Source organism: Pseudomonas sp. MBLB4136 (assembly GCF_051904765.1).
Classification (GTDB): Bacteria; Pseudomonadota; Gammaproteobacteria; order Pseudomonadales; family Pseudomonadaceae; genus Aquipseudomonas.
Genome location: NZ_CP196713.1, coordinates 1,538,283 through 1,557,837, shown reverse-complemented (window position 1 = coordinate 1,557,837; position 19,555 = coordinate 1,538,283). Strand labels below are relative to the sequence as shown.

Below are 19,555 nucleotides of genomic sequence, written 5' to 3'. Positions count from 1 at the left end.
TTACAGCTGCACGCCAGAGAAGGACATGAAGCCCAGAGACATCAGGCCGATGGTGATGAAGGTGATGCCCAAACCCTGCAGGCCGGCCGGTACGTCGCTGTACTTGAGCTTCTCGCGAATGCCCGCCAGCGCGGCAATCGCCAGGGCCCAGGACACGCCGGCGCCGATACCATAGACAGTGCTCTCGGCCAGGTTGTAGTCGCGCTCGACCATGAACAGCGAGCCGCCCATGATCGCGCAGTTCACCGTGATCAGAGGCAGGAACACGCCGAGGGCGTTGTACAGCGCCGGCACATACTTATCCAGGGTCATCTCGAGGATCTGCACGATCGCCGCGATGACGCCGATGAAGGTCAGCAGGCCAAGGAAGCTCAGGTCGACTTCCGGCAGACCGGCCCAGGCCAGCGCACCATCCTTGAGGATATTGGTGTAGATCAGGTTGTTGACCGGCATGGTGATGCCCAGCACCACCACCACGGCGATACCCAGGCCGATCGCCGTCTCCACTTTCTTGGAGATGGCGATGAAGGTGCACATGCCGAGGAAGAACGCCAGCGCCATGTTCTCGACGAACACCGCACGGACGAACAGGCTGATGTAGTGCTCCATTAGTAAGCCTCCTTATTCGAGACCTGCGGGGCCATCTTGTAGGCGTTGCTCTCGACCTGCTCGGTCTTCCAGCTGCGGATCGCCCAGATGAACAGGCCGATCAGGAAGAACGCCGAAGGCGGCAGCAGCAGCATGCCGTTGGGCTGGTACCAGCCACCGTCGTTGACCACCGGAATGATCTCGTAGCCCATCAGCTTGCCCGCGCCGAACAGCTCGCGAATGATGCCCAGGGCGATGAGGAAGGCGCTGTAGCCCAGACCGTTGCCGATACCGTCGAAGAACGACAGCACCGGCGGGTTCTGCATGGCGAAGGCCTCGGCACGCCCCATCACGATGCAGTTGGTGATGATCAGGCCGACGAACACCGACAGCTGCTTGGACAGGCTGAAGGCATAGGCCTTGAGCACCTGGTCCACCACGATCACCAGCGAGGCGATGATCACCATCTGCACGATCATGCGGATCGAGCTGGGGATCTGGCTGCGGATCATCGAGATGAACAGGTTGGAGAAACCGGTCACCAGGGTCAGCGCCGCGGACATCACCAGCGCGGTCTGCAGGTTCGAGGTCACCGCCAGGGCCGAGCAGATCCCGAGGATCTGCAGGCCGATGGGGTTGTTGTTGAAGATCGGATTGAGCAGGACTTCTTTAATAGTCGGCTGCGACATGATCAAGCCTCCCCTGCGCGCAGGTTAGCGATAAACGGACCGAAGCCGTTCTGGCCCAGCCAGAACTTGAGCAGGTTGTCCACCCCGACGCTGGTCAGGGTGGCGCCGGCCAGGCCGTCGACCTGGTGCTCGGCCTGCGGACTCTGCGGATCGACGCCGCCCTTGACGATCTCCACGGACAGCTTGCCGCTGTCATCGAACAGGGTCTTGCCCGGCCACTGGCCCTTCCACTTCGGATTGTCCACTTCGCCGCCCAGCCCCGGCGTCTCGCCGTGCTGATAGAAGCCCATGCCGACCACGGTATTGAGGTCACCCTTGACGGCGATGAAGCCGTGCAGGGTCGACCACAGGCCGTAACCGCGCACCGGCAGGATCAGGGTCTGCACCTGGCCGTCCTGCTCCACCATATACACGGTGGAGTAACGCTCCTGGCGCTTGATCCCGGCGATGTCCTTACCGGCCGGCAGGCTGCTGGACAGCTTCGGGTCCTTGGACGCCTTGAGTGGATCGAAGGTGATCGGGTCATGGGCATCGGAGAAGGTACCGGTTTCCAGGTCGACCAGCTTGGCCGTGATGGTGCTGGTGAACAGCTCCTTGACCTGCTTGCCGCTCATCGAGGCATCGCCGAGGCCGGCGATCGCCAGGATGCTGCGCTGCTTGTCCAGCAGACGGTTGTCCACCTGAGTCGGCTTCAGTGCGATGGCCGCGCCGGCGACGAACACCGAGCACACCAGGCACACCAACAGGGCCACCGTCAGGGTGCGAGCGGTGGATTCTTTTTGACTAGACATTGCGTGCCAGCCTCCGCTTGATATTGGCTTGAACGACGAAGTGGTCGATCAGCGGTGCAAACAGGTTGGCGAACAGAATCGCCAGCATCATGCCTTCCGGGAACGCCGGGTTGACCACGCGGATCAACACCACCATCACGCCGATCAGGGCACCGAAGATCCACTTGCCGGTATTGGTCATGGAAGCCGACACCGGGTCGGTGGCCATGAACAGCATGCCGAAGGCGAAACCGCCAACCACCAGGTGCCAGTGCCAGGGCATGGCGAACATCGGGTTGGTTTCCGAACCGATGGCGTTGAACAGCAGGCTCAGGCCGACCATGCCCAGCATCACGCCGGCGACGATACGCCAGGAGGCGATCTTGGTCAGCACCAGCACGCCGCCGCCGATGAGGATGGCCAGGGTGCTGGTCTCGCCCAGGGAACCGTGAATGGTGCCGACGAAGGCGTCCATCCAGCTGATGCCCTGATTGACTACGTTCTCGATACCGCCGGAGGCCGCCAGGCTCAGCGCCGTAGCGCCGGCGAAACCGTCGACCGCGGTCCATACCGCATCGCCGGACATCTGCGCCGGGTAGGCGAAGAACAGGAAGGCGCGACCGGTCAGGGCCGGGTTGAGGAAGTTCTTGCCCGTACCGCCGAACACTTCCTTGCCGATCACCACGCCGAAGCTGATGCCCAGCGCCACCTGCCACAGCGGGATGCTCGGCGGCAGTATCAAGGCGAACAGCACCGAGGTGACGAAGAAGCCTTCGTTGACCTCATGCTTGCGGATCGAGGCGAACAGCACTTCCCAGAAGCCGCCGACGATGAAGGTAACCGCATAGACGGGCAGGAACCAGGCCGCGCCCTGGATGAAGTTGTCCCACAGGCTGTTCGGGTCGAACCCGGCCAGGGAACCGATCAGAGAGAAGCGCCAGCCCTCCTGGGCCGCCAGCAGCTCAGGGCTGTTGGCGAAGATCAGGTTGGCCTGATAGCCGGCGTTCCACATGCCGAAGAACATCGCCGGGAAGGTGCACAGCCAGACGGTGATCATCATGCGCTTGAGGTCGATGCCGTCGCGCACGTGGGCGGTGGTCTTGGTCACGCTGCCCGGACGATAGAAGAAGGTGTCGATGGCTTCGTACAAGGCATACCAATTCTCGTACTTGCCGCCCTTTTCGAAGTTGTGCTCGATCTTGTCGAGAAAATCGCGAATACCCATGGCTTAACCCTCCTTCTCGATACGGGCGAGGTTATCCCGCAGGATCGGGCCGTATTCATACTTGCCGGCGCACACGTAGGTGCACAGCGCCAGGTCTTCTTCGTCGAGTTCCAGACAACCCAGTTTCTGGGCCATCTCGGTGTCGCCGACGATCAGGTAGCGCAGCAGTTGGGTTGGCAGGATGTCCAGCGGCATCACCGCTTCGTAGTTGCCCACCGGCACCATCGCCCGAGGGCTGCCGTTGGTGGTGGTGGAGAAGGGGAACTTCTTCGCGCCCATCAGCTTGGAGACGAAGATATTCAGCACCGAATGCTTGTTCACCCCGGCACGCAGGTAGTGCATCAGCTCACGATCGGCCCCTTCGGCCAGGCACGACACCTGCAGGTGGTAGCGACCCAGGAAGGCAAATGCGCCCTGGGCGGTACGACCACCCAACACCGAACCGGAAATCACCCGGTTGTAGCCGGACTGCAGCTGACCTGCGGTCAGCTCTTCCAGGTTGGCGCCCAGGCGGGTGCGCAGCAGACGCGGCTGTTCGACCACTGGGCCGGCCAGGGCGACCACGCGCTCGACCCACAGCTGGCCGCTGGTGAACAGCTTGCCAACCGCGATCACGTCCTGGTAGTTGATCGACCAGACGCTCTTGCTGGCGTTGACCGGATCGAGGAAGTGGATATGGGTGCCGGGCAGACCGGCCGGGTGCGGACCGGAGAAAGCGGCGGCCTGCACATTGGCCTGCTGCTCGCCCGGAAGGCTCGTGCCCTCGGCCTTGCACAGGAACACCTTGCCCAGGCGGCTCAGTACCTTGAGACCGTTCTCGAAGTCGCTGGCGTACTCGCCGATCACCACGGTCGGATCGGCCGCCAGTGGATGCGTGTCGATGGCGGTGACGAAGATCGAGCTGGGCACCGCATCTACAGCCGGCACCTTGCTGAACGGACGGCTACGCAGTGCGGTCCAAAGGCCGGACTGCTGCAGGTTCTCGCGCACCTGGGCATCGCTCAGGCTGTCCAGCTGGGTGGCCGGATACTGGGCGAAGCTCAGCTGCTCGTCGCCGTCGAGGTCGATCACCACCGACTGCAGCACACGCTTCTCGCCGCGATGAATCGCGCTGACCACGCCGGTGCCCGGTGCGGTATAGGTAACCCCCGGAGTCTTCTTGTCGGAGAACAGCACCTGACCGAGCTTGACCCGATCACCGACCTGAACCTCCATCGTAGGCTTCATACCGTGATAATCGAAGCCTATGACGGCGACGCTACGCACCGGCCTGGCGGCCTCTATGCGTTGCGCCGGCGCGCCTGTTATGGGCAAATCAAGCCCATTTTTTATCTTGATCATAGGTTTGCCTAACCACTGATTTATAAGCTTTTTTTGAATACGACCGACATCCTGCGCGGCTCATTTCGAAAACCAGGCTGAGCCAGCAATCGGAGAGAACAGGAGTGTCGAACGCGGGTAAAAAATCCGTTCGATTATAGATTCGCGCCCACCGACTGACCACCCAAGCGCTTGCTTTTTTTAAGTTTTCAGTCAAGTAGGCGGAGCAGCGACAACTTGACGCAAGCGCCCCGAGGGGTGAAATAGAACCATTGTCCGAATACGGAACTCACCATGACCCGAATACTTGCACTAGTCACGTTTTTCCTCTTGAACTCCCCCCTGCAGGCCGGCAGCGACGAGCGCCTGCGCGAGGCGAACTTTTCAAGACTGTATCTGCTCGATCAGGTCGACCTGGAACTGAAGAACCAGAGCGTGCTCCGCTACCTGTGGGCGGATGTCTACGCCGCCGCGCTCTATGCCGCTCCCCAGGTGAGCGTACGCCAGGCGCTCGACGCACGGCACAGCAAACGCCTGGAGCTGTACTACTTCCGCGATATCGACCGCGAAGACGTGATAGAGGCCGCCTGGGTCACGCTGCGCAGACAGCGCGACACCGCCACCCTCGGACGCCTGCGCGAGGAACTGGATGCGCTGCACGCCAGCTTTCGCGACATCCGCCCCGGCGATCGCTACGCCCTCAACTATGCCGCCGGCAGCGGCCTGAGCCTGGAGCGCAACGGCGAGACCGCCTTCTTCAGCCGCAACAGCGAACTGGCCAACGCCTATCTGGGTATCTGGCTGGCGCCCGACGGCCTGTCGGCGCGCCTGCGCGACAACCTGCTGGCAGAATCGCCGCAATAAAAAACGGGAGCCGTAGCTCCCGTTTCGTGTGACCGCCTAGGGCTTAGCCCGGGAAGGCCGGCGGGTTGACCCCAACCATGTCTTCCATCACGCGGACCACCTGGCAGCTGTAGCCGAACTCGTTGTCGTACCACACATACAGCACGACCCGGTTGTCATTGGCGATGGTCGCATCGGCATCCACTACCCCGGCATGGCGCGAACCGACGAAATCGGTCGACACCACTTCCTGGGAATTGACGAAATCGATCTGCTTGTGCAGGTCCGAGTGCAGCGCCATGTAGCGCAGGTACTCATTGACGTCTTCGCGACTGACCGACTTCTCCAGATTGAGATTGAGGATCGCCATCGACACGTTGGGCGTCGGCACGCGAATCGCGTTGCCGGTCAACTTGCCCTTGAGCACCGGCAAGGCCTTGGCCGCCGCGGTAGCCGCGCCGGTTTCGGTGATCACCATGTTCAGCGCCGCGCTGCGACCACGACGACTGCCCTTGTGGAAGTTGTCGATCAGGTTCTGGTCGTTGGTGTAGGAGTGCACGGTTTCGACATGGCCGTTGACGATGCCGTACTTGTCGTTCATCGCCTTGAGCACCGGCACGATGGCGTTGGTGGTGCAGGAGGCGGCGGAGACGATCTTGTCGTCGGCGGTGATCTCGGCATGGTTGATGCCATGCACGATGTTCTTCAGCGCACCCTTGCCCGGCGCGGTGAGCACCACGCGGTCGATACCCGGGCACTTGAGGTGCTGGCCCAGGCCTTCGGCGTCACGCCACTTGCCGGTGTTATCAACCAGCAGGGCATCCTGGATGCCGTACTGGGTGTAGTCGATGGACGCCGGATCGTTGGAGTAGATGATCTGGATCAGGTTGCCGTTGGCGGTCAGGGTGTTGTTTTCCTCGTCGATGGTGATGGTGCCATCGAACGGCCCATGCACGGAGTCGCGGCGCAGCAGGCTGGCGCGCTTGACCAGGTCGTTGTCCGCGCCCTTGCGCACGACGATGGCGCGCAGGCGCAGGCCGTCGCCACCACCGATCTTCTCGATCAGGATGCGCGCCAGCAAGCGGCCGATACGGCCGAAGCCGTAGAGCACCACGTCAGTACCCTTGCGTGCCACGGCATTCTGCTGGCCGGCAACCGGCGCCAGCTCATCGCGCACGAACTCCTCGATGCTGCGGCCGTTGGCCTCCTGGAGGAACTTGGCCATCATCCGCCCCAGGTCCACCGAGGCGGCGCCCAACTTGAGCTCGCTCATGGTCTTGAGCATCGGGAACGTGTCGTGCACCGACAGCTCGGCATCGCCATCCAGGCGATGACGCGCATAGCGGTGGGCCTTGAGAATCTGGATGACGGAGCGGTTGATCAGGCTACGACCGTAGATCGAGGTGACCACGTTGTTGTTGCGATAGAGTTGGCCAATCATCGGAATCATCGCTTCCGCAAGGGCTTCTCGATCGATCCACTCACCGAGACACTGGTCGGGCTTCTGAGTCACGGGCAGTACCTTCCACATGTAGGGGCTGAAAAAAGGGGCTACATTATGACGGCGCGCGCATGCATGAGCAATGCGCAGCTGTCGCAACTGACAGCTTGCGCCCTCGCCCGCTACAATCGCCGGCCTTGTACCACGACCGTGAGCCGCCCGTGCCTTTACCGACCGTGTCCGTACTGCGCCTGCCGCCCCTGCCCGCCACTGCCGGGAAACAACACTGGGGCAACCTGCCCGGCGCCGCCCTGAGCCTAGCCGTTGCCGAGGCGGCCAGCGCCGTCCAGCGCTTCACCCTGCTACTGACCGCCGACAGCCAGAGCGCCGAGCGCCTGGAGCAGGAGCTGGCCTTCTTCGCGCCGTCGCTGCCGGTGCTGCATTTCCCCGACTGGGAAACCCTGCCCTACGATCTGTTTTCGCCGCACCAGGACATCATTTCCCAGCGTATCGCCGCGCTCTACCGCCTGCCGGAGCTCAAGCACGGCGTGCTGGTAGTGCCGATCACCACCGCCCTACACCGCCTGGCACCGACCCGCTTCCTGCTAGGCAGCAGCCTGGTACTGGATGTCGGCCAGAAGCTCGACGTCGAAGAGATGCGCCTGCGCCTGGAGGCAGCGGGCTACCGCTGCGTCGACACCGTGTACGAGCACGGCGAGTTCGCCGTGCGCGGCGCGTTGATCGACCTGTTCCCGATGGGCAGCGAGCAGCCATACCGCATCGATCTGTTCGACGACGAGATCGAGACCCTGCGCACCTTCGATCCGGAGACCCAGCGCTCGATCGACAAGGTGGAGTCGATCAAGCTGTTGCCAGCACGGGAATTTCCCCTGGAGAAGAAGGCCGTCACCGATTTCCGCGGGCGCTTTCGCGAACGCTTCGACGTCGACTTCCGCCGCTGCCCGATCTATCAGGACCTGGCCACCGGCATCACCCCGGCCGGCATCGAGTACTACCTGCCGCTGTTCTTCGAGGAAACCGCGACCCTGTTCGACTACCTGCCCGCGGACACCCAGGTGTTTTCCCTGCCGGGGGTGGAGAAGGCCGCCGAGCATTTCTGGTCCGACGCGCGCAGTCGCTACGAGGAGCGCCGCGTCGACCCCGAGCGCCCGCTGCTGCCGCCAGCCGACATCTTCCTGCCGGTGGAAGACTGCTTCGCCCGCCTGAAGAACTGGCCGCGGGTGGTGATCAGCCAGGAAGACATCGAACCGGGCGTCGGCCGCCAGCGCTTCAACGCCCAGCCCCTGCCGGACCTGGCCATCGAGGCCAAGGCCAACGAGCCGCTGGCCGCGCTGCGCCGCTTCATCGAGACGCACCCAGGACGCATCCTCTTCTGCGCCGAATCGGCGGGGCGCCGCGAGGTGCTGCTGGAACTGCTCGCCCGCCTCAAGCTCAAGCCGCGGGAAGTCGAGGGCTGGGACGAGTTCAGCACCAGCGGCGAACGCCTGGCCATCTGCATCGCGCCGCTCGACGAGGGCCTGCTGCTCGACGAGCTGGCGCTGATCGCCGAGAGCCCGCTGTTCGGCCAGCGGGTGATGCAGCGCCGCCGCCGCGAGAAGACCCGCGACGGCGGCGACAACGTGATCAAGAACCTCACCGAGCTGCGCGAAGGCGCGCCGGTGGTGCATATCGACCACGGTGTCGGCCGCTACCAAGGCCTGATCACCCTGGAAATCGACGGCCAGAGCGCCGAGTTCCTCGCCCTGCAGTATGCCGAGGAGGCCAAGCTCTACGTGCCGGTGGCCAGCCTGCACCTGATCGCCCGCTACACCGGCAGCGACGACGCCCTGGCGCCGCTGCACCGCCTGGGCTCGGAAACCTGGCAGAAGGCCAAGCGCAAGGCTGCCGAACAGGTGCGCGATGTCGCCGCCGAGCTGCTCGACATCTACGCCCGGCGGGCCGCCCGCGAGGGCTATGCGTTCGCCGACCCGCAGCTCGACTACGCCACCTTCAGCGCCGGCTTCCCCTTCGAGGAGACCCCCGACCAGCAGGCCGCCATCGACGCGGTGCGCGAGGACATGCTGGCGGCCAAGCCGATGGACCGCCTGGTCTGCGGCGACGTCGGCTTCGGCAAGACCGAAGTGGCCATGCGCGCCGCCTTTATCGCCGTGCACAGCGGCCGCCAGGTAGCCGTGCTGGTGCCCACCACTCTGCTCGCCCAGCAGCACTACAACAGCTTCCGCGACCGCTTCGCCGACTGGCCGGTCAAGGTCGAGGTGATGAGCCGCTTCAAGAGCGCCAAGGAGGTCGGCGAGGCCATGCAGCAGCTGGCCGAGGGCAAGGTGGACATCGTCATCGGCACCCACAAGCTGCTGCAGGACGACGTCAAGTTCAACAACCTGGGTCTGGTGATCATCGACGAGGAGCACCGTTTCGGCGTGCGCCAGAAGGAGCAGCTCAAGGCCCTGCGCAGCGAGGTAGACATCCTCACCCTGACCGCCACGCCGATTCCGCGCACCCTGAACATGGCCGTGGCGGGCATGCGCGACCTGTCGATCATCGCCACGCCGCCGGCACGCCGCCTGTCGGTGCGCACCTTCGTCATGGAGCAGCAGAACGGCGTGATCAAGGAAGCCCTGCTGCGCGAGCTGCTGCGCGGCGGCCAGGTCTACTACCTGCACAACGACGTGAAGACCATCGAGAAGTGCGCTGCCGACCTGGCCGCCCTGGTCCCGGAGGCGCGCATCGGCATCGGCCACGGGCAGATGCGCGAGCGCGACCTGGAGCAGGTGATGAGCGACTTCTATCACAAGCGCTTCAACGTGCTGATCGCCTCGACCATCATCGAGACCGGCATCGACGTGCCGAGCGCCAACACCATCATCATCGAGCGCGCCGACAAGTTCGGCCTGGCCCAGCTGCACCAGTTGCGCGGCCGCGTCGGCCGCAGCCACCACCAGGCCTACGCCTACCTGCTGACGCCGCCACGCAAACAGGTCACCGACGACGCACAGAAGCGCCTGGAGGCCATCGCCAATGCCCAGGACCTGGGCGCCGGCTTCGTTCTCGCCACCCACGACCTGGAAATCCGCGGCGCCGGCGAACTGCTCGGCGACGGCCAGAGCGGGCAGATCCAGGCCGTCGGCTTCACCCTCTACATGGAGATGCTCGAGCGCGCGGTGAAGGCGATCCGCAAGGGCGAGCAACCGAACCTCGAGCAGCCCCTGGGCGGCGGCCCGGAAATCAACCTGCGGCTGCCGGCGCTGATCCCCGAGGACTACCTGCCGGATGTGCACGCGCGCCTGATTCTCTACAAGCGCATCGCCTCGGCTACCGACGAGGACGGCCTGAAGGAGTTGCAGGTGGAGATGATCGACCGTTTCGGCCTGCTCCCCGAGCCGACCAAAAACCTGGTGCGCCTGACCCTGCTGAAACTGCAGGCCGAACGCCTGGGCATCAAGAAGGTCGATGCCGGCCCCCAGGGCGGGCGCGTCGAGTTCGCCGCCGATACCTGTGTCGATCCGCTGACCTTGATCAAGCTGATCCAGAGCCAGCCCAATCGTTACAAGTTCGAAGGTGCCACCCTGTTCAAGTTCCAGGTGCCGATGGAGCGCCCGGAGCAACGATTCAATACCCTGGAAGCGCTCTTCGAGCGCCTGATCCCCGCCGCTTAAGGACTCAACCATGCGCGCATTCCGCACCCTGGCCCTGCTGCCGCTCACCCTGCTCATGCTGCTCGCCACGCCGGCTGTCGCCGACGGCCTTTTTCAGGTCGAGGTCATCGTCTTCCGCCAGGCCGGCGAGCCGGTCCCGGCCAGCCAGCCGGCGCCGGACGACTGGGCCCAGGGCGCTCCCTCCATTGACCTGGGCAGCGAGCGCGGCACCGCGCTGAACAGCGAAGCCGCCAAGCTCACCGCCGCCAACGGCTACCAGGTGCTGCTGCACAAGGCCTGGTCGCAGAGCCTGTCCGGCTCCCCCAGCCGCGTGGCACTGAGCAGCGGCGGCGAGCAGTTCGGTCACTTTCCCGTGGAGGGCACCCTGAGTCTCAGGCTGGCGCGCTTCATCGACGTCGAGGCCGACCTCTGGGTCAACCAGTTCGACGCCAGCGGCCTGCTGCAGGGCAGCGAGCGCCTCAAGCAGGACAGCCGCCTGAAGAGCGGTGAACTGACCTACCTGGACCATGGCAGCCTGGGGCTGCTGATTCGCGTCAAGCCGCTGTAACTCGATACCACGAAAAAGGGCCGCGCGATGCGGCCCTTATTTCATCCAGTCGCCGGTTTACCCGGCCAGCACGCGCGCCAGCACCGCCTTGACCTGGCCCATCCCCTCATCCAGCGCACGCTCGATCTCCGCCATGGTGATCAAGGCCGTGGACTTGCCGGCCGCCGGGTTGACCACCAGCGACAGACAGGCATAGGGCAGCGACAGCTCACGCGCCAGCACCGCTTCGGGCATCCCGGTCATGCCGACGATATCGCAGCCGTCGCGCTCCAGCCGGGCGATCTCCGCCACCGTCTCCAGTCGCGGCCCCTGGGTACAGCCATAGACGCCATGGCCGCTGAAGGCGCAGCCTTCGGCCGCCAGGGCGGCACACAGCTTGTCGCGCAACGCCCCGTCGTAGGGGTGGCTGAAATCGACATGGGTGACATGTTCCAGCTCGCCTTCGTAGAAGGTGTGCGCGCGCCCCGAGGTGTAGTCGATGATCTGGTGCGGCACGCAGAAATGCCCGGTGCCCATGGCCGCATGGATGCCGCCCACGGCGTTCACCGCGATGACTGCCTGGGCGCCGGCCTCTTTCAGCGCCCAGAGATTGGCGCGGTAGTTCACCTGATGCGGCGGAATACGGTGCGGGTGGCCATGCCGCGCGAGGAACAGCACCTCGCGCCCGGCGTAGTCGCCGCGCAGCACCGGCGCCGAAGGCGGACCGTAGGGCGATTCGAGATTCAAGGCCGAATTGATGGTCAGGCCCTCCAGCTGGGTCAGGCCGGTACCACCGATAATGGCGTAAACAGTCATCAAACGTTCCTCAATCAATCAGTTGGGCGGCGCGCAGGGCAGTCATGGCGTGCAGCCAACGCGGATCCTGTCGATACTCGACGCCTGGAAAAGCCCGACGGCGCATCTTGGCTAAGCCAGCCGGCACACTGACCTTGAGGCACTGCAAGGCACTCAGGGCCAACTCCGCCGCCGCACGATCATTGCACACCAGGCCCATGTCACAACCCGCCGTGAGGGCCGCCTCGATGCGCCCGGCGGCGTCGCCGGCCACATGAGCGCCGGCCATGGACAGGTCATCGCTGAAGATCACCCCGGTGAACCCCAGCTCGCCGCGCAGGATTTCCTGCAGCCAACGGCGCGAGAAACCCGCGGGCTGACTGTCGACCTGGGAATAGATGACGTGGGCCGGCATCACCGCGGCCAGCTCACCGCTGAGCCGCACAAACGGCTGCAGGTCGCTGGCGCGAATCTGTTCCAAGCTGCGCTCGTCCACCGGTATGGCCACATGGGAGTCGGCCTCGGCCCAGCCATGGCCGGGAAAATGCTTGCCGGTGGCCGCCATCCCTGCCGCGCCCATGCCTCGAATGAAGGCCCCGGCCAGCACCGCTGCCCGCTGCGCATCGCCCTCGAAGGCGCGACTGCCGACCACCGCGCTGCGCTGGTGGTCGAGGTCCAGCACCGGAGCGAAACTCAGGTCCAAACCGGCCGCCAACACCTCGGTGGCCATGATCCAGCCGCAGTACTCGGCCAGCGCCTCGGCATTCTGATTGTCCGCCACCGCGCGCATGGCCGGCAGGCGCACGAAACCATTGCGCAGACGCTGCACACGGCCACCTTCCTGATCCACGGCCAGCAGCAGTTCGGGGCGCACGGCGCGAATCGCCGCGCACAGCTCGCGCACCTGCCGCGGGTCCTCGATATTGCGTGCGAACAGAATCAACCCACCCACCTCCGGCTGCCTCAGCAACCGGCGGTCCTCGGCGGTCAGCCAGGTACCGTCGATATCCAGCATCAGCGAACCTTGCATGCTTGAACTCACTCGAAATCCTTAATTGAGGGGCATCGCTGCCCAGCCCGGGCAGGACGCTTCTTCGATGCGCACTGCGCACTTCAGGGGAACACGGGGGAACAGGGCGATCAGATCTTCATTGCGCAGGCGTATGCAGCCATGGGAGCGCGGCTCCCCCATCGGCTCGGTGTCCGGGGTACCGTGCAGGTAGATGTAGCGGCGAAAGGTGTCCACGTTGCCGAGCCGGTTGCGTCCCGGCTCGCAGCCGCTAAGCCAGAGAATCCGCGAAAGGATCCAGTCCCGCTCGGGAAACTGCGTGGCCAGTTCGGCAGACCACTGCTCGCCGGTCCAGCGCCGCCCGCGCAGCACCGCGCCAACCGGCAGCCCCTCACCGATCTTCGCCCGCACTCGATGCAAGCCCCGCGGCGTACAGCCGGAGCCATTGAGCTCACCGGGACCATTGAGCGCCGTGGAAACCGGCAGGCGCAGCAGCAACTGCCCGTCGACGAAGCCGTACAGGCACTGATCAGCAAGCGAAATATGCAGAAGGTCGAGATCGCGCATGGGCGGCTAGCTTAGCGGATCATGCCCGCCAAGCCCACCCGCTCACCGTTACACCTTGGCGGAGACGACCGGGCTCTTGACGCGCGCCCTGTGCTGGGCAGCCGCCAGCGCTTCATCGGCCAGACCGGACTCCGCCCGCATGCCCGCCGCCAGAAACGGCACCATCAGGCGCATCACCTGCTCAATCGAGGTATTGACCCCGAAATCGGTCTCGGCCATGGCCCGCAGGGCCTTGATCCCGGACATGCTGAACGCCGCGGCACCCAACATGAAGTGCACTCGCCAGAACAGCTCCAGCGGCGGAATACGTGGCGCCGCCTCATGCACCAGCAGCATGTAGCGCCGGAAAACCTTGCCGTAGACCTCTTCCAAGTACTTGCGCAGGTGGCCCTGGCTCTGACTGAAGGCCAAGCCCAGCAGGCGCATGAAGATCGACAGGTCGTTGCCACTGCGCGGCTTCACCGCCAGGGCCTGCTCGACCAGTAACTCGAGCAGTTCCTCGAGACTGGCCTTGCCCTCAGGCTTGGCCTGGCGGCGGTCGAGCTCACGCTCGAGACTGGCGCAGAACGGCCCGAGAAAGCGCGAGAAGACCGCCTGGATCAGCGCCTTCTTCGAACCGAAATGGTAATTCACCGCTGCCAGGTTGACCCCGGCCTTGCTGGTGATCAACCGCAGGGAAGTCTCGGCGAACCCCTTCTCCGCGAACAGCTGCTCCGCAGCATCGAGGATGCGTTCAACGGTTTCCGATTGAGCCATGACCTTTACACCTGACAAACACTTGTTTGAAACATACGTTTCAGCCCTGCTTCTTGTCAAGCCGCGTCAGACGTCTTTCGGCTGACCAGTCACAATTTCACAGTTGTGAGCGAGCGCAGCAGAGCAAGACGCGCGCAAAGCCGGCCAAGTAACACGCAGCCACCAACAAAGTGCAAGGGGAAAACCGGCCAGGACGCAGCAAAAGGTGGATTGCCAAGCAGCCTTCACTGTATATAATCCCAGTCACTGTATATAAAAACAGAGCCCAACCATGCTTAAGCTCACGCCGCGTCAAACAGAGATTCTCGCCTTCATCAAGCAGTGCCTGGAAGATAACGGCTACCCACCGACACGGGCTGAGATCGCCCAAGCGCTTGGCTTCAAGTCACCCAATGCAGCTGAAGAACACTTGAAGGCCCTGGCCCGCAAGGGTGCCATTGAGATGACTCCAGGTGCCTCTCGCGGCATTCGCATTCCCGGCTTCGAACCGAGCAACGAGGAAGAAGGCCTGCCGGTTATCGGCCGCGTAGCTGCCGGCGCGCCAGTTCTGGCGCAGCAGCACGTGGAAGAATCCTGCCGTATCAACCCGGAGTTCTTCCACCCTCGCGCCGACTACCTGTTGCGCGTGCGCGGCATGAGTATGAAGGACATCGGCATCTTCGATGGCGACCTGCTTGCCGTGCACACCACCCGGGAAGCGCACAACGGGCAAGTGGTGGTGGCCCGCATCGATGACGAGGTAACGGTCAAACGCTTCAAGCGTGACGGCAACAAGGTCTGGCTGCTCGCCGAGAATCCAGAGTTCGCGCCAATCGAGGTGAACCTGGAAGAACAGGATCTGGTTATCGAAGGCCTGAGCGTCGGCGTCATTCGCCGATAAAGGAGGATCTATGCAGTCCCCGCAGCCGCTGAACCGCACGCAACTGCCGCTGTTCGATGCATTCCTGGCCTCGCCAGCACCCGCGCTCATGGCCGAAGCCGCACAGTCGCCCTGGCTGGATGAGCCAGAGGCGTTCAGCGAGCTGTCTCTGCGCGGCGCTGCCGGGCACTGCCTGAGTTTGCTCGCGCCTATCCTCCGCGAGCTGAGCGAAACCAGTGACGCGCGCTGGCTAACCCTGATTGCGCCGCCGGCATCGCTGACCGCCAACTGGTTACGCGATGCGGGCCTGAACCGCGAACGCATCCTGCTGCTGCAGCCGGGCGAGCGGCAGAGCCCCCTGCAATTGGCCGAGGAAGCATTGAGGCTGGGACGCAGTCATACCGTAATCAGCTGGTTGCACCCACTCGGGCACGCCGCTCGGCAACGCTTGGAACAAGCCGCACGCCAGGGACAGGCGCAGAGCCTGAATATCAGCCTGGGTTAGGCCAGCGAAGTGGCGCGCAAACCGCGCATGGGGCATGCCGGTCAAGAAGGGATTGAAGAGACCAACGGAACCAACCTGACGGTCGACATTTGCGTCGACCCGGCGCTACCCGCTCAATGCAGGACGCGCGCCTGCTCCTCATGCTGAAAGTCGCCCTCGGCCAGCCGCCCAGCCATCTGCACGCCGACGTTCAGCATGGCCTTGGCGACTTCGATATGCTGGCCTTGCAGGAAGGCCTTGGCATCGGAAGAGAAATCCAGCACCACCAGCGCCTCCTCATCCTCAGCGCGACGCAGGGCTATGCGCCCATCGGGCAACTCGACAATTTCCAGGAAGGATGTAGGCATTGGTTCGACTCTCCACGAAAGGCCGTCATTGTAACAGCCGACCAGGCTTCACCCTAGCCCGCCCATCCCGAGCCGATTCACCACTCGGTGAGCGACTCGCGAAAACGCTGCGCCAGCGCCTTTAGCTGCTGCCGCCACGCCTCCAAGGTCTCCCGCGACAAGGGTGCCACCTCCTGATCCAGGCTGACCGCCTCGATCAAGGGCGTGAGTACGTCGGCCTTGGCCTTCCTTTCCTCCCGGGGCGGCAGAAACAGCTCGGCATAGGCCTGCAACAGCTGCGCCAGCCAGGTCTCCGGCTTCTGCGCAAGCTCCACCAGCTCGGCCAACTCGGGACTCGGTGCCGCCTCCAGCGACGCCCTGCTCAACAATTGCTCGGCGCGCGGCGCGTCGCGTTCCGGCAAGCGGTAGTAGCCGGCTATTTCATGGCATAACCCGAGCAGCGCCCCGTACAGGTGAAACAGGGCGGCCTCGCGCTCGGCCTGGATCAGGCCCTGGGCGTTCATCGCCCGCCCCTCTTCCGCCTTGCGCCAGGACTCCAGCGCCAGGCCGGCATAGAAAATCTTCTGATTGGTGCGGGTATAGAGTTCATTGGCCATGGCAGCACCCTCCTCTGCGGATCAAATCACTATACGCGCGCCCGTTCAGGACGGGCGCGCGATCTGCGGGGTTAGCGCTTGTCTTCGACCTTCCACTTGCCGCCATCATAGAACGCCCGCCAGCCGCTGGGCTTGCCCTCGACCTCGGACTGCACGTACTGCTCCTTGGTCTTGCGACTGTAGCGAATCACCGCCGGGCGGCCCTCGGGGTCCTTGGCGGGGGCCTCGAGGAGGAAGTGATACTTGGGATCGATCTCGTCCTTGTGCGGCAGCAGCTCCAGCACCAATGGCGCGCGGGTCTCGCGGTTCTTCGGGAACTGGCTGGCGGCGAGGAACAGGCCGGATGCGCCGTCACGCAACACGTAGGTGTCGTTGACCTTTTCGCACTTGAGCTCCGGCATCTTCACCGCGTCCATCTTCGGCGGCGCCGGCTCACCGCTCTTGAGCAGCTTGCGGGTGTTCTTGCACTCGCTGTTGGTACAGCCGAAGAACTTGCCGAAACGGCCGGTCTTGAGTTGCATCTGGCTGCCGCACTTGTCGCACTCCAGGCTCGGCCCCTCGTAACCCTTGATGCGGTATTGGCCCTGCTCGACCTCATAGCCGGAGCAGTCCGGGTTGTTGCCGCACACATGCAGCTTGCGTGTCTCGTCCAGCAGGTAGGCATCCATGGCGGTACCGCATTTCTGACAGCGGTGCTTGCCCAGCAATACCAGAGACTCCGACTCGCCCTCGTCGTCCGCGGCGATCTCGTCCCCCGGGATCAGGTTGATGGTCGACTTGCAGCGCTCCTTCGGCGGCAGGCTGTAGCCGGAGCAACCGAGGAACACCCCGGTGGAGGCTGTACGAATCATCATCGGCCGGCCGCATTCGCGGCAGGCGATGTCGGTCGGCGTCGGCAGGTTGGCGCGCATGCCGTTCTCGCCGGCCTCGGCCACCTCGAGCTTGCCCTTGAAGTCGCCATAGAATTCGTCGAGCAGGTGCTTCCACTCGCGCTCGCCCTGGGCGACATCGTCCAGGTGCTCCTCCATGCCGGCGGTAAAGCCGTAGTCCATCAGGTTGGCGAAGCTCTCGGACAGGCGCTCGGTAACGATCTCGCCCATCTTCTCGGAATAGAAACGGCGGTTATGCAGGGCGACGTAGCCGCGGTCCTGAATGGTCGAGATGATCGCCGCATAGGTCGAAGGCCGACCGATCCCGCGCTTCTCCATCTCCTTGACCAGGCTGGCCTCGGAGTAGCGCGGCGGCGGCTTGGTGAAATGCTGGCTGGGGTCGAGCTTGAGCAAATTGAGCACTTCGCCTTCGCTCATCTCCGGCAGCACGTCGTCATCACCCGGCTTGCTTTGCTGCGGCAACGCGCGGGTATAGCCGTCGAACTTGAGGATACGGCCCTTGGCACGCAGCTCGAACTGGGCCGCGGTCACGGTGACCGTGGTCGACAGGTACTCGGCCGGCGGCATCTGGCAGGCGACGAACTGACGCCAGATCAGCTCATAGAGACGCTCGGCGTCGCGCTCCATACCGGACAACTGGGTCGGTTTGAGGTTGACGTCGGAGGGGCGAATCGCCTCGTGAGCCTCTTGGGCGCCTTCCTTGCTGCTGTAGACGTTGGCCTTGGCCGGCAGGTACTTCTGCCCGTACTCATTCTCGATGAAGTCACGCACCATGCTCACGGCATCCGCCGAGAGGTTGGTCGAGTCGGTACGCATGTAGGTGATATAGCCGGCCTCATAGAGACGCTGGGCCATCATCATGGTCTTCTTCACCCCGAAGCCCAGGCGGTTGCTAGCGGCCTGCTGCAGAGTGGAGGTAATGAAGGGCGCCGATGGCTTGCTGCTGGTGGGCTTGTCTTCGCGCTTGGCGATGCTGTAACTGGAGGCTTTCAGCGTCGCCAGGGCGGCCATGGCCTGCGCTTCGTTCAGCGGCTTGAAGGCGGAGCCGTTCTCGCGGGCCACCTCGAAGCGCACGGTGGCGCCCTTGCCGGTGCCGAGGTCGGCGTGCACTTCCCAGTACTCTTCCGGGACAAAGGCACGGATCTCCTTCTCCCGCTCGACCACCAGCTTCACCGCCACCGACTGCACACGGCCGGCGGACAGGCCACGAGCGATCTTCGCCCACAGCAGCGGCGAGACCATATAGCCGACCACGCGATCGAGAAAGCGCCGCGCCTGCTGGGCATTGACCCGATTGATGTCGAGCTCGCCCGGCTGGGAAAACGCTTCCTGAATCGCCTTCTTAGTGATCTCGTTGAACACCACGCGCTTGTAGCGGCTGTCATCGCCGCCGATGGACTCGCGCAGGTGCCAGGCGATGGCTTCCCCCTCGCGATCCAAGTCGGTCGCGAGGTAGATGGTGTCGGCTTCCTTGGCCAGGCGCCGCAGTTCTTCGACGACCTTCTCCTTGCCCGGCAGAATCTCGTACTTGGCTTTCCAGCCCTGTTCGGGGTCGACCCCCATGCGCGCGAACAGCTGGCGCTTGGCCTTCTCCTTGGGCGACAGGGCCGGCACCTCGCCGGCCGCTGCCTTGCCACGTTTGGCCGGCTCTTTGGCGGCACTCGCCGAGCCACTGGTAGGCAGGTCACGGATGTGGCCGATGCTCGACTTCACCACGTACTGGCTACCCAAGTACTTGTTGATGGTCTTGGCCTTGGCCGGGGATTCCACGATGACCAGCGATTTACCCATGGATCAGAAAATTCCTGAATTCTTAATATTGAAGGGCGGCAGGCGCCCGACGCGGCACCGCTATATATAGTGGCGCTAAAGGTGAGGTCAAGCGCAGGCGTGCCGCGAGATTGGCTCAGACCACGCCGATTGACGGCGTTTCGGCCCGCACCAGGGCAAAACGCGGAACCGTTTCCCCCTTGACCACCACGTCCTCGCGGAACATCTCCAGCGGCCGCACCCACAACCCGTAATCGCCGTACAGCGCCTGGTAGACCACCATCTGCTGCTCGGTCTCCGAGTGTCGGGCGACCCCGAACACCCGGTATTCGGGCCCCTTATAATGACGATAGATTCCCGCCTGTAACTGCATCGCAGAATTCCT

Annotated in this window: 19 protein-coding genes; 5 read left to right on the top strand and 14 right to left on the bottom strand. The window is 64.0% G+C overall.

Annotated elements, in window-relative coordinates; all coding sequences use genetic code 11:
* From nqrE to ACSX1D_RS07085, 5 genes are read right to left on the bottom strand one after another with little or no spacing between them, the layout of a single operon-like run.
* Positions 1 to 609 carry an NADH:ubiquinone reductase (Na(+)-transporting) subunit E gene (gene nqrE / locus ACSX1D_RS07105; RefSeq protein WP_025167392.1) on the bottom strand — a complete coding sequence of 203 codons (609 nt, stop codon included), beginning with the start codon at positions 607 to 609 and terminating at the stop codon, positions 1 to 3.
* Positions 609 to 1,283, bottom strand: a complete 675-nt coding sequence (locus tag ACSX1D_RS07100) for an NADH:ubiquinone reductase (Na(+)-transporting) subunit D (RefSeq protein WP_208709262.1) — start codon at positions 1,281 to 1,283, stop codon at positions 609 to 611. Before ACSX1D_RS07100 ends, nqrE begins: the two co-directional genes overlap by 1 nt.
* Entirely contained in the window at positions 1,280 to 2,068 is a 789-nt protein-coding gene (locus ACSX1D_RS07095) for a Na(+)-translocating NADH-quinone reductase subunit C (protein ID WP_439861584.1), read from the bottom strand. The genes ACSX1D_RS07100 and ACSX1D_RS07095 overlap by 4 nt, the downstream gene beginning before the upstream one ends.
* The gene (locus ACSX1D_RS07090) at positions 2,061 to 3,272 is read right to left on the bottom strand and encodes an NADH:ubiquinone reductase (Na(+)-transporting) subunit B (protein ID WP_208709258.1); all 1,212 of its coding nucleotides are present in this window, start codon (positions 3,270 to 3,272) and stop codon (positions 2,061 to 2,063) included. The genes ACSX1D_RS07095 and ACSX1D_RS07090 overlap by 8 nt, the downstream gene beginning before the upstream one ends.
* A gap of 3 nt (positions 3,273 to 3,275) precedes the next feature.
* Positions 3,276 to 4,613: a Na(+)-translocating NADH-quinone reductase subunit A gene (locus ACSX1D_RS07085; RefSeq protein WP_208709256.1), complete on the bottom strand. Its 1,338-nt coding sequence runs from the start codon at positions 4,611 to 4,613 to the stop codon at positions 3,276 to 3,278.
* A 273-nt stretch (positions 4,614 to 4,886) separates the two neighbouring features.
* Here ACSX1D_RS07085 and ACSX1D_RS07080 point away from each other — a divergent pair, with 273 nt between their 5' ends.
* On the top strand, positions 4,887 to 5,456 hold the full coding sequence (locus tag ACSX1D_RS07080; protein ID WP_439861583.1) for a chalcone isomerase family protein: 570 nt from the start codon (positions 4,887 to 4,889) through the stop codon (positions 5,454 to 5,456).
* A 43-nt stretch (positions 5,457 to 5,499) separates the two neighbouring features.
* On the opposite strand, the gene ACSX1D_RS07075 is transcribed toward ACSX1D_RS07080, so the two are convergent.
* Positions 5,500 to 6,966, bottom strand: a complete 1,467-nt coding sequence (locus tag ACSX1D_RS07075) for a glyceraldehyde-3-phosphate dehydrogenase (RefSeq protein ID WP_439861582.1) — start codon at positions 6,964 to 6,966, stop codon at positions 5,500 to 5,502.
* Positions 6,967 to 7,112: 146 nt separating this feature from the next.
* Here ACSX1D_RS07075 and mfd point away from each other — a divergent pair, with 146 nt between their 5' ends.
* Positions 7,113 to 10,550 (top strand): transcription-repair coupling factor, encoded by a 3,438-nt coding sequence (gene mfd / locus ACSX1D_RS07070; RefSeq protein WP_439862277.1) that lies wholly within the window; start codon positions 7,113 to 7,115, stop codon positions 10,548 to 10,550.
* Positions 10,551 to 10,560: 10 nt separating this feature from the next.
* Entirely contained in the window at positions 10,561 to 11,097 is a 537-nt protein-coding gene (locus tag ACSX1D_RS07065) for a CsiV family protein (RefSeq protein WP_439861581.1), read from the top strand.
* A 57-nt stretch (positions 11,098 to 11,154) separates the two neighbouring features.
* Here ACSX1D_RS07065 and ACSX1D_RS07060 read toward each other — a convergent pair whose 3' ends face one another.
* The 4 genes from ACSX1D_RS07060 to ACSX1D_RS07045 are packed head-to-tail and all read right to left on the bottom strand — an operon-like array spanning position 11,155 to position 14,203.
* Positions 11,155 to 11,892 carry an S-methyl-5'-thioinosine phosphorylase gene (locus tag ACSX1D_RS07060; RefSeq protein ID WP_439861580.1) on the bottom strand — a complete coding sequence of 246 codons (738 nt, stop codon included), beginning with the start codon at positions 11,890 to 11,892 and terminating at the stop codon, positions 11,155 to 11,157.
* A 10-nt stretch (positions 11,893 to 11,902) separates the two neighbouring features.
* Positions 11,903 to 12,901: a beta-N-acetylhexosaminidase gene (gene nagZ / locus ACSX1D_RS07055; RefSeq protein ID WP_439861579.1), complete on the bottom strand. Its 999-nt coding sequence runs from the start codon at positions 12,899 to 12,901 to the stop codon at positions 11,903 to 11,905.
* Between the two features lie 21 nt (positions 12,902 to 12,922).
* Positions 12,923 to 13,447: a L,D-transpeptidase family protein gene (locus tag ACSX1D_RS07050; protein ID WP_439861578.1), complete on the bottom strand. Its 525-nt coding sequence runs from the start codon at positions 13,445 to 13,447 to the stop codon at positions 12,923 to 12,925.
* Between the two features lie 48 nt (positions 13,448 to 13,495).
* Positions 13,496 to 14,203: a TetR family transcriptional regulator gene (locus tag ACSX1D_RS07045; protein ID WP_439861577.1), complete on the bottom strand. Its 708-nt coding sequence runs from the start codon at positions 14,201 to 14,203 to the stop codon at positions 13,496 to 13,498.
* 271 nt (positions 14,204 to 14,474) lie between these two features.
* Here ACSX1D_RS07045 and lexA point away from each other — a divergent pair, with 271 nt between their 5' ends.
* Both lexA and sulA read left to right on the top strand, forming a co-directional pair.
* A complete protein-coding gene (gene lexA / locus ACSX1D_RS07040; protein WP_439861576.1) occupies positions 14,475 to 15,083 on the top strand; it encodes a transcriptional repressor LexA in 609 nt (202 codons plus the stop codon).
* A 10-nt stretch (positions 15,084 to 15,093) separates the two neighbouring features.
* A complete protein-coding gene (sulA, locus tag ACSX1D_RS07035) occupies positions 15,094 to 15,567 on the top strand; it encodes an SOS-induced cell division inhibitor SulA (protein WP_439861575.1) in 474 nt (157 codons plus the stop codon).
* 113 nt (positions 15,568 to 15,680) lie between these two features.
* On the opposite strand, the gene ACSX1D_RS07030 is transcribed toward sulA, so the two are convergent.
* From ACSX1D_RS07030 to ACSX1D_RS07015, 4 genes are all read right to left on the bottom strand, one after another.
* On the bottom strand, positions 15,681 to 15,914 hold the full coding sequence (locus ACSX1D_RS07030; protein WP_208709235.1) for a hypothetical protein: 234 nt from the start codon (positions 15,912 to 15,914) through the stop codon (positions 15,681 to 15,683).
* A gap of 77 nt (positions 15,915 to 15,991) precedes the next feature.
* Positions 15,992 to 16,510, bottom strand: a complete 519-nt coding sequence (locus ACSX1D_RS07025) for a DUF6586 family protein (RefSeq protein WP_439861574.1) — start codon at positions 16,508 to 16,510, stop codon at positions 15,992 to 15,994.
* A 71-nt stretch (positions 16,511 to 16,581) separates the two neighbouring features.
* Positions 16,582 to 19,191, bottom strand: a complete 2,610-nt coding sequence (gene topA, locus ACSX1D_RS07020) for a type I DNA topoisomerase (RefSeq protein WP_439861573.1) — start codon at positions 19,189 to 19,191, stop codon at positions 16,582 to 16,584.
* A 115-nt stretch (positions 19,192 to 19,306) separates the two neighbouring features.
* Positions 19,307 to 19,543 (bottom strand): DUF1653 domain-containing protein, encoded by a 237-nt coding sequence (locus ACSX1D_RS07015; RefSeq protein ID WP_439861572.1) that lies wholly within the window; start codon positions 19,541 to 19,543, stop codon positions 19,307 to 19,309.
* Positions 19,544 to 19,555: the final 12 nt, after the last annotated feature.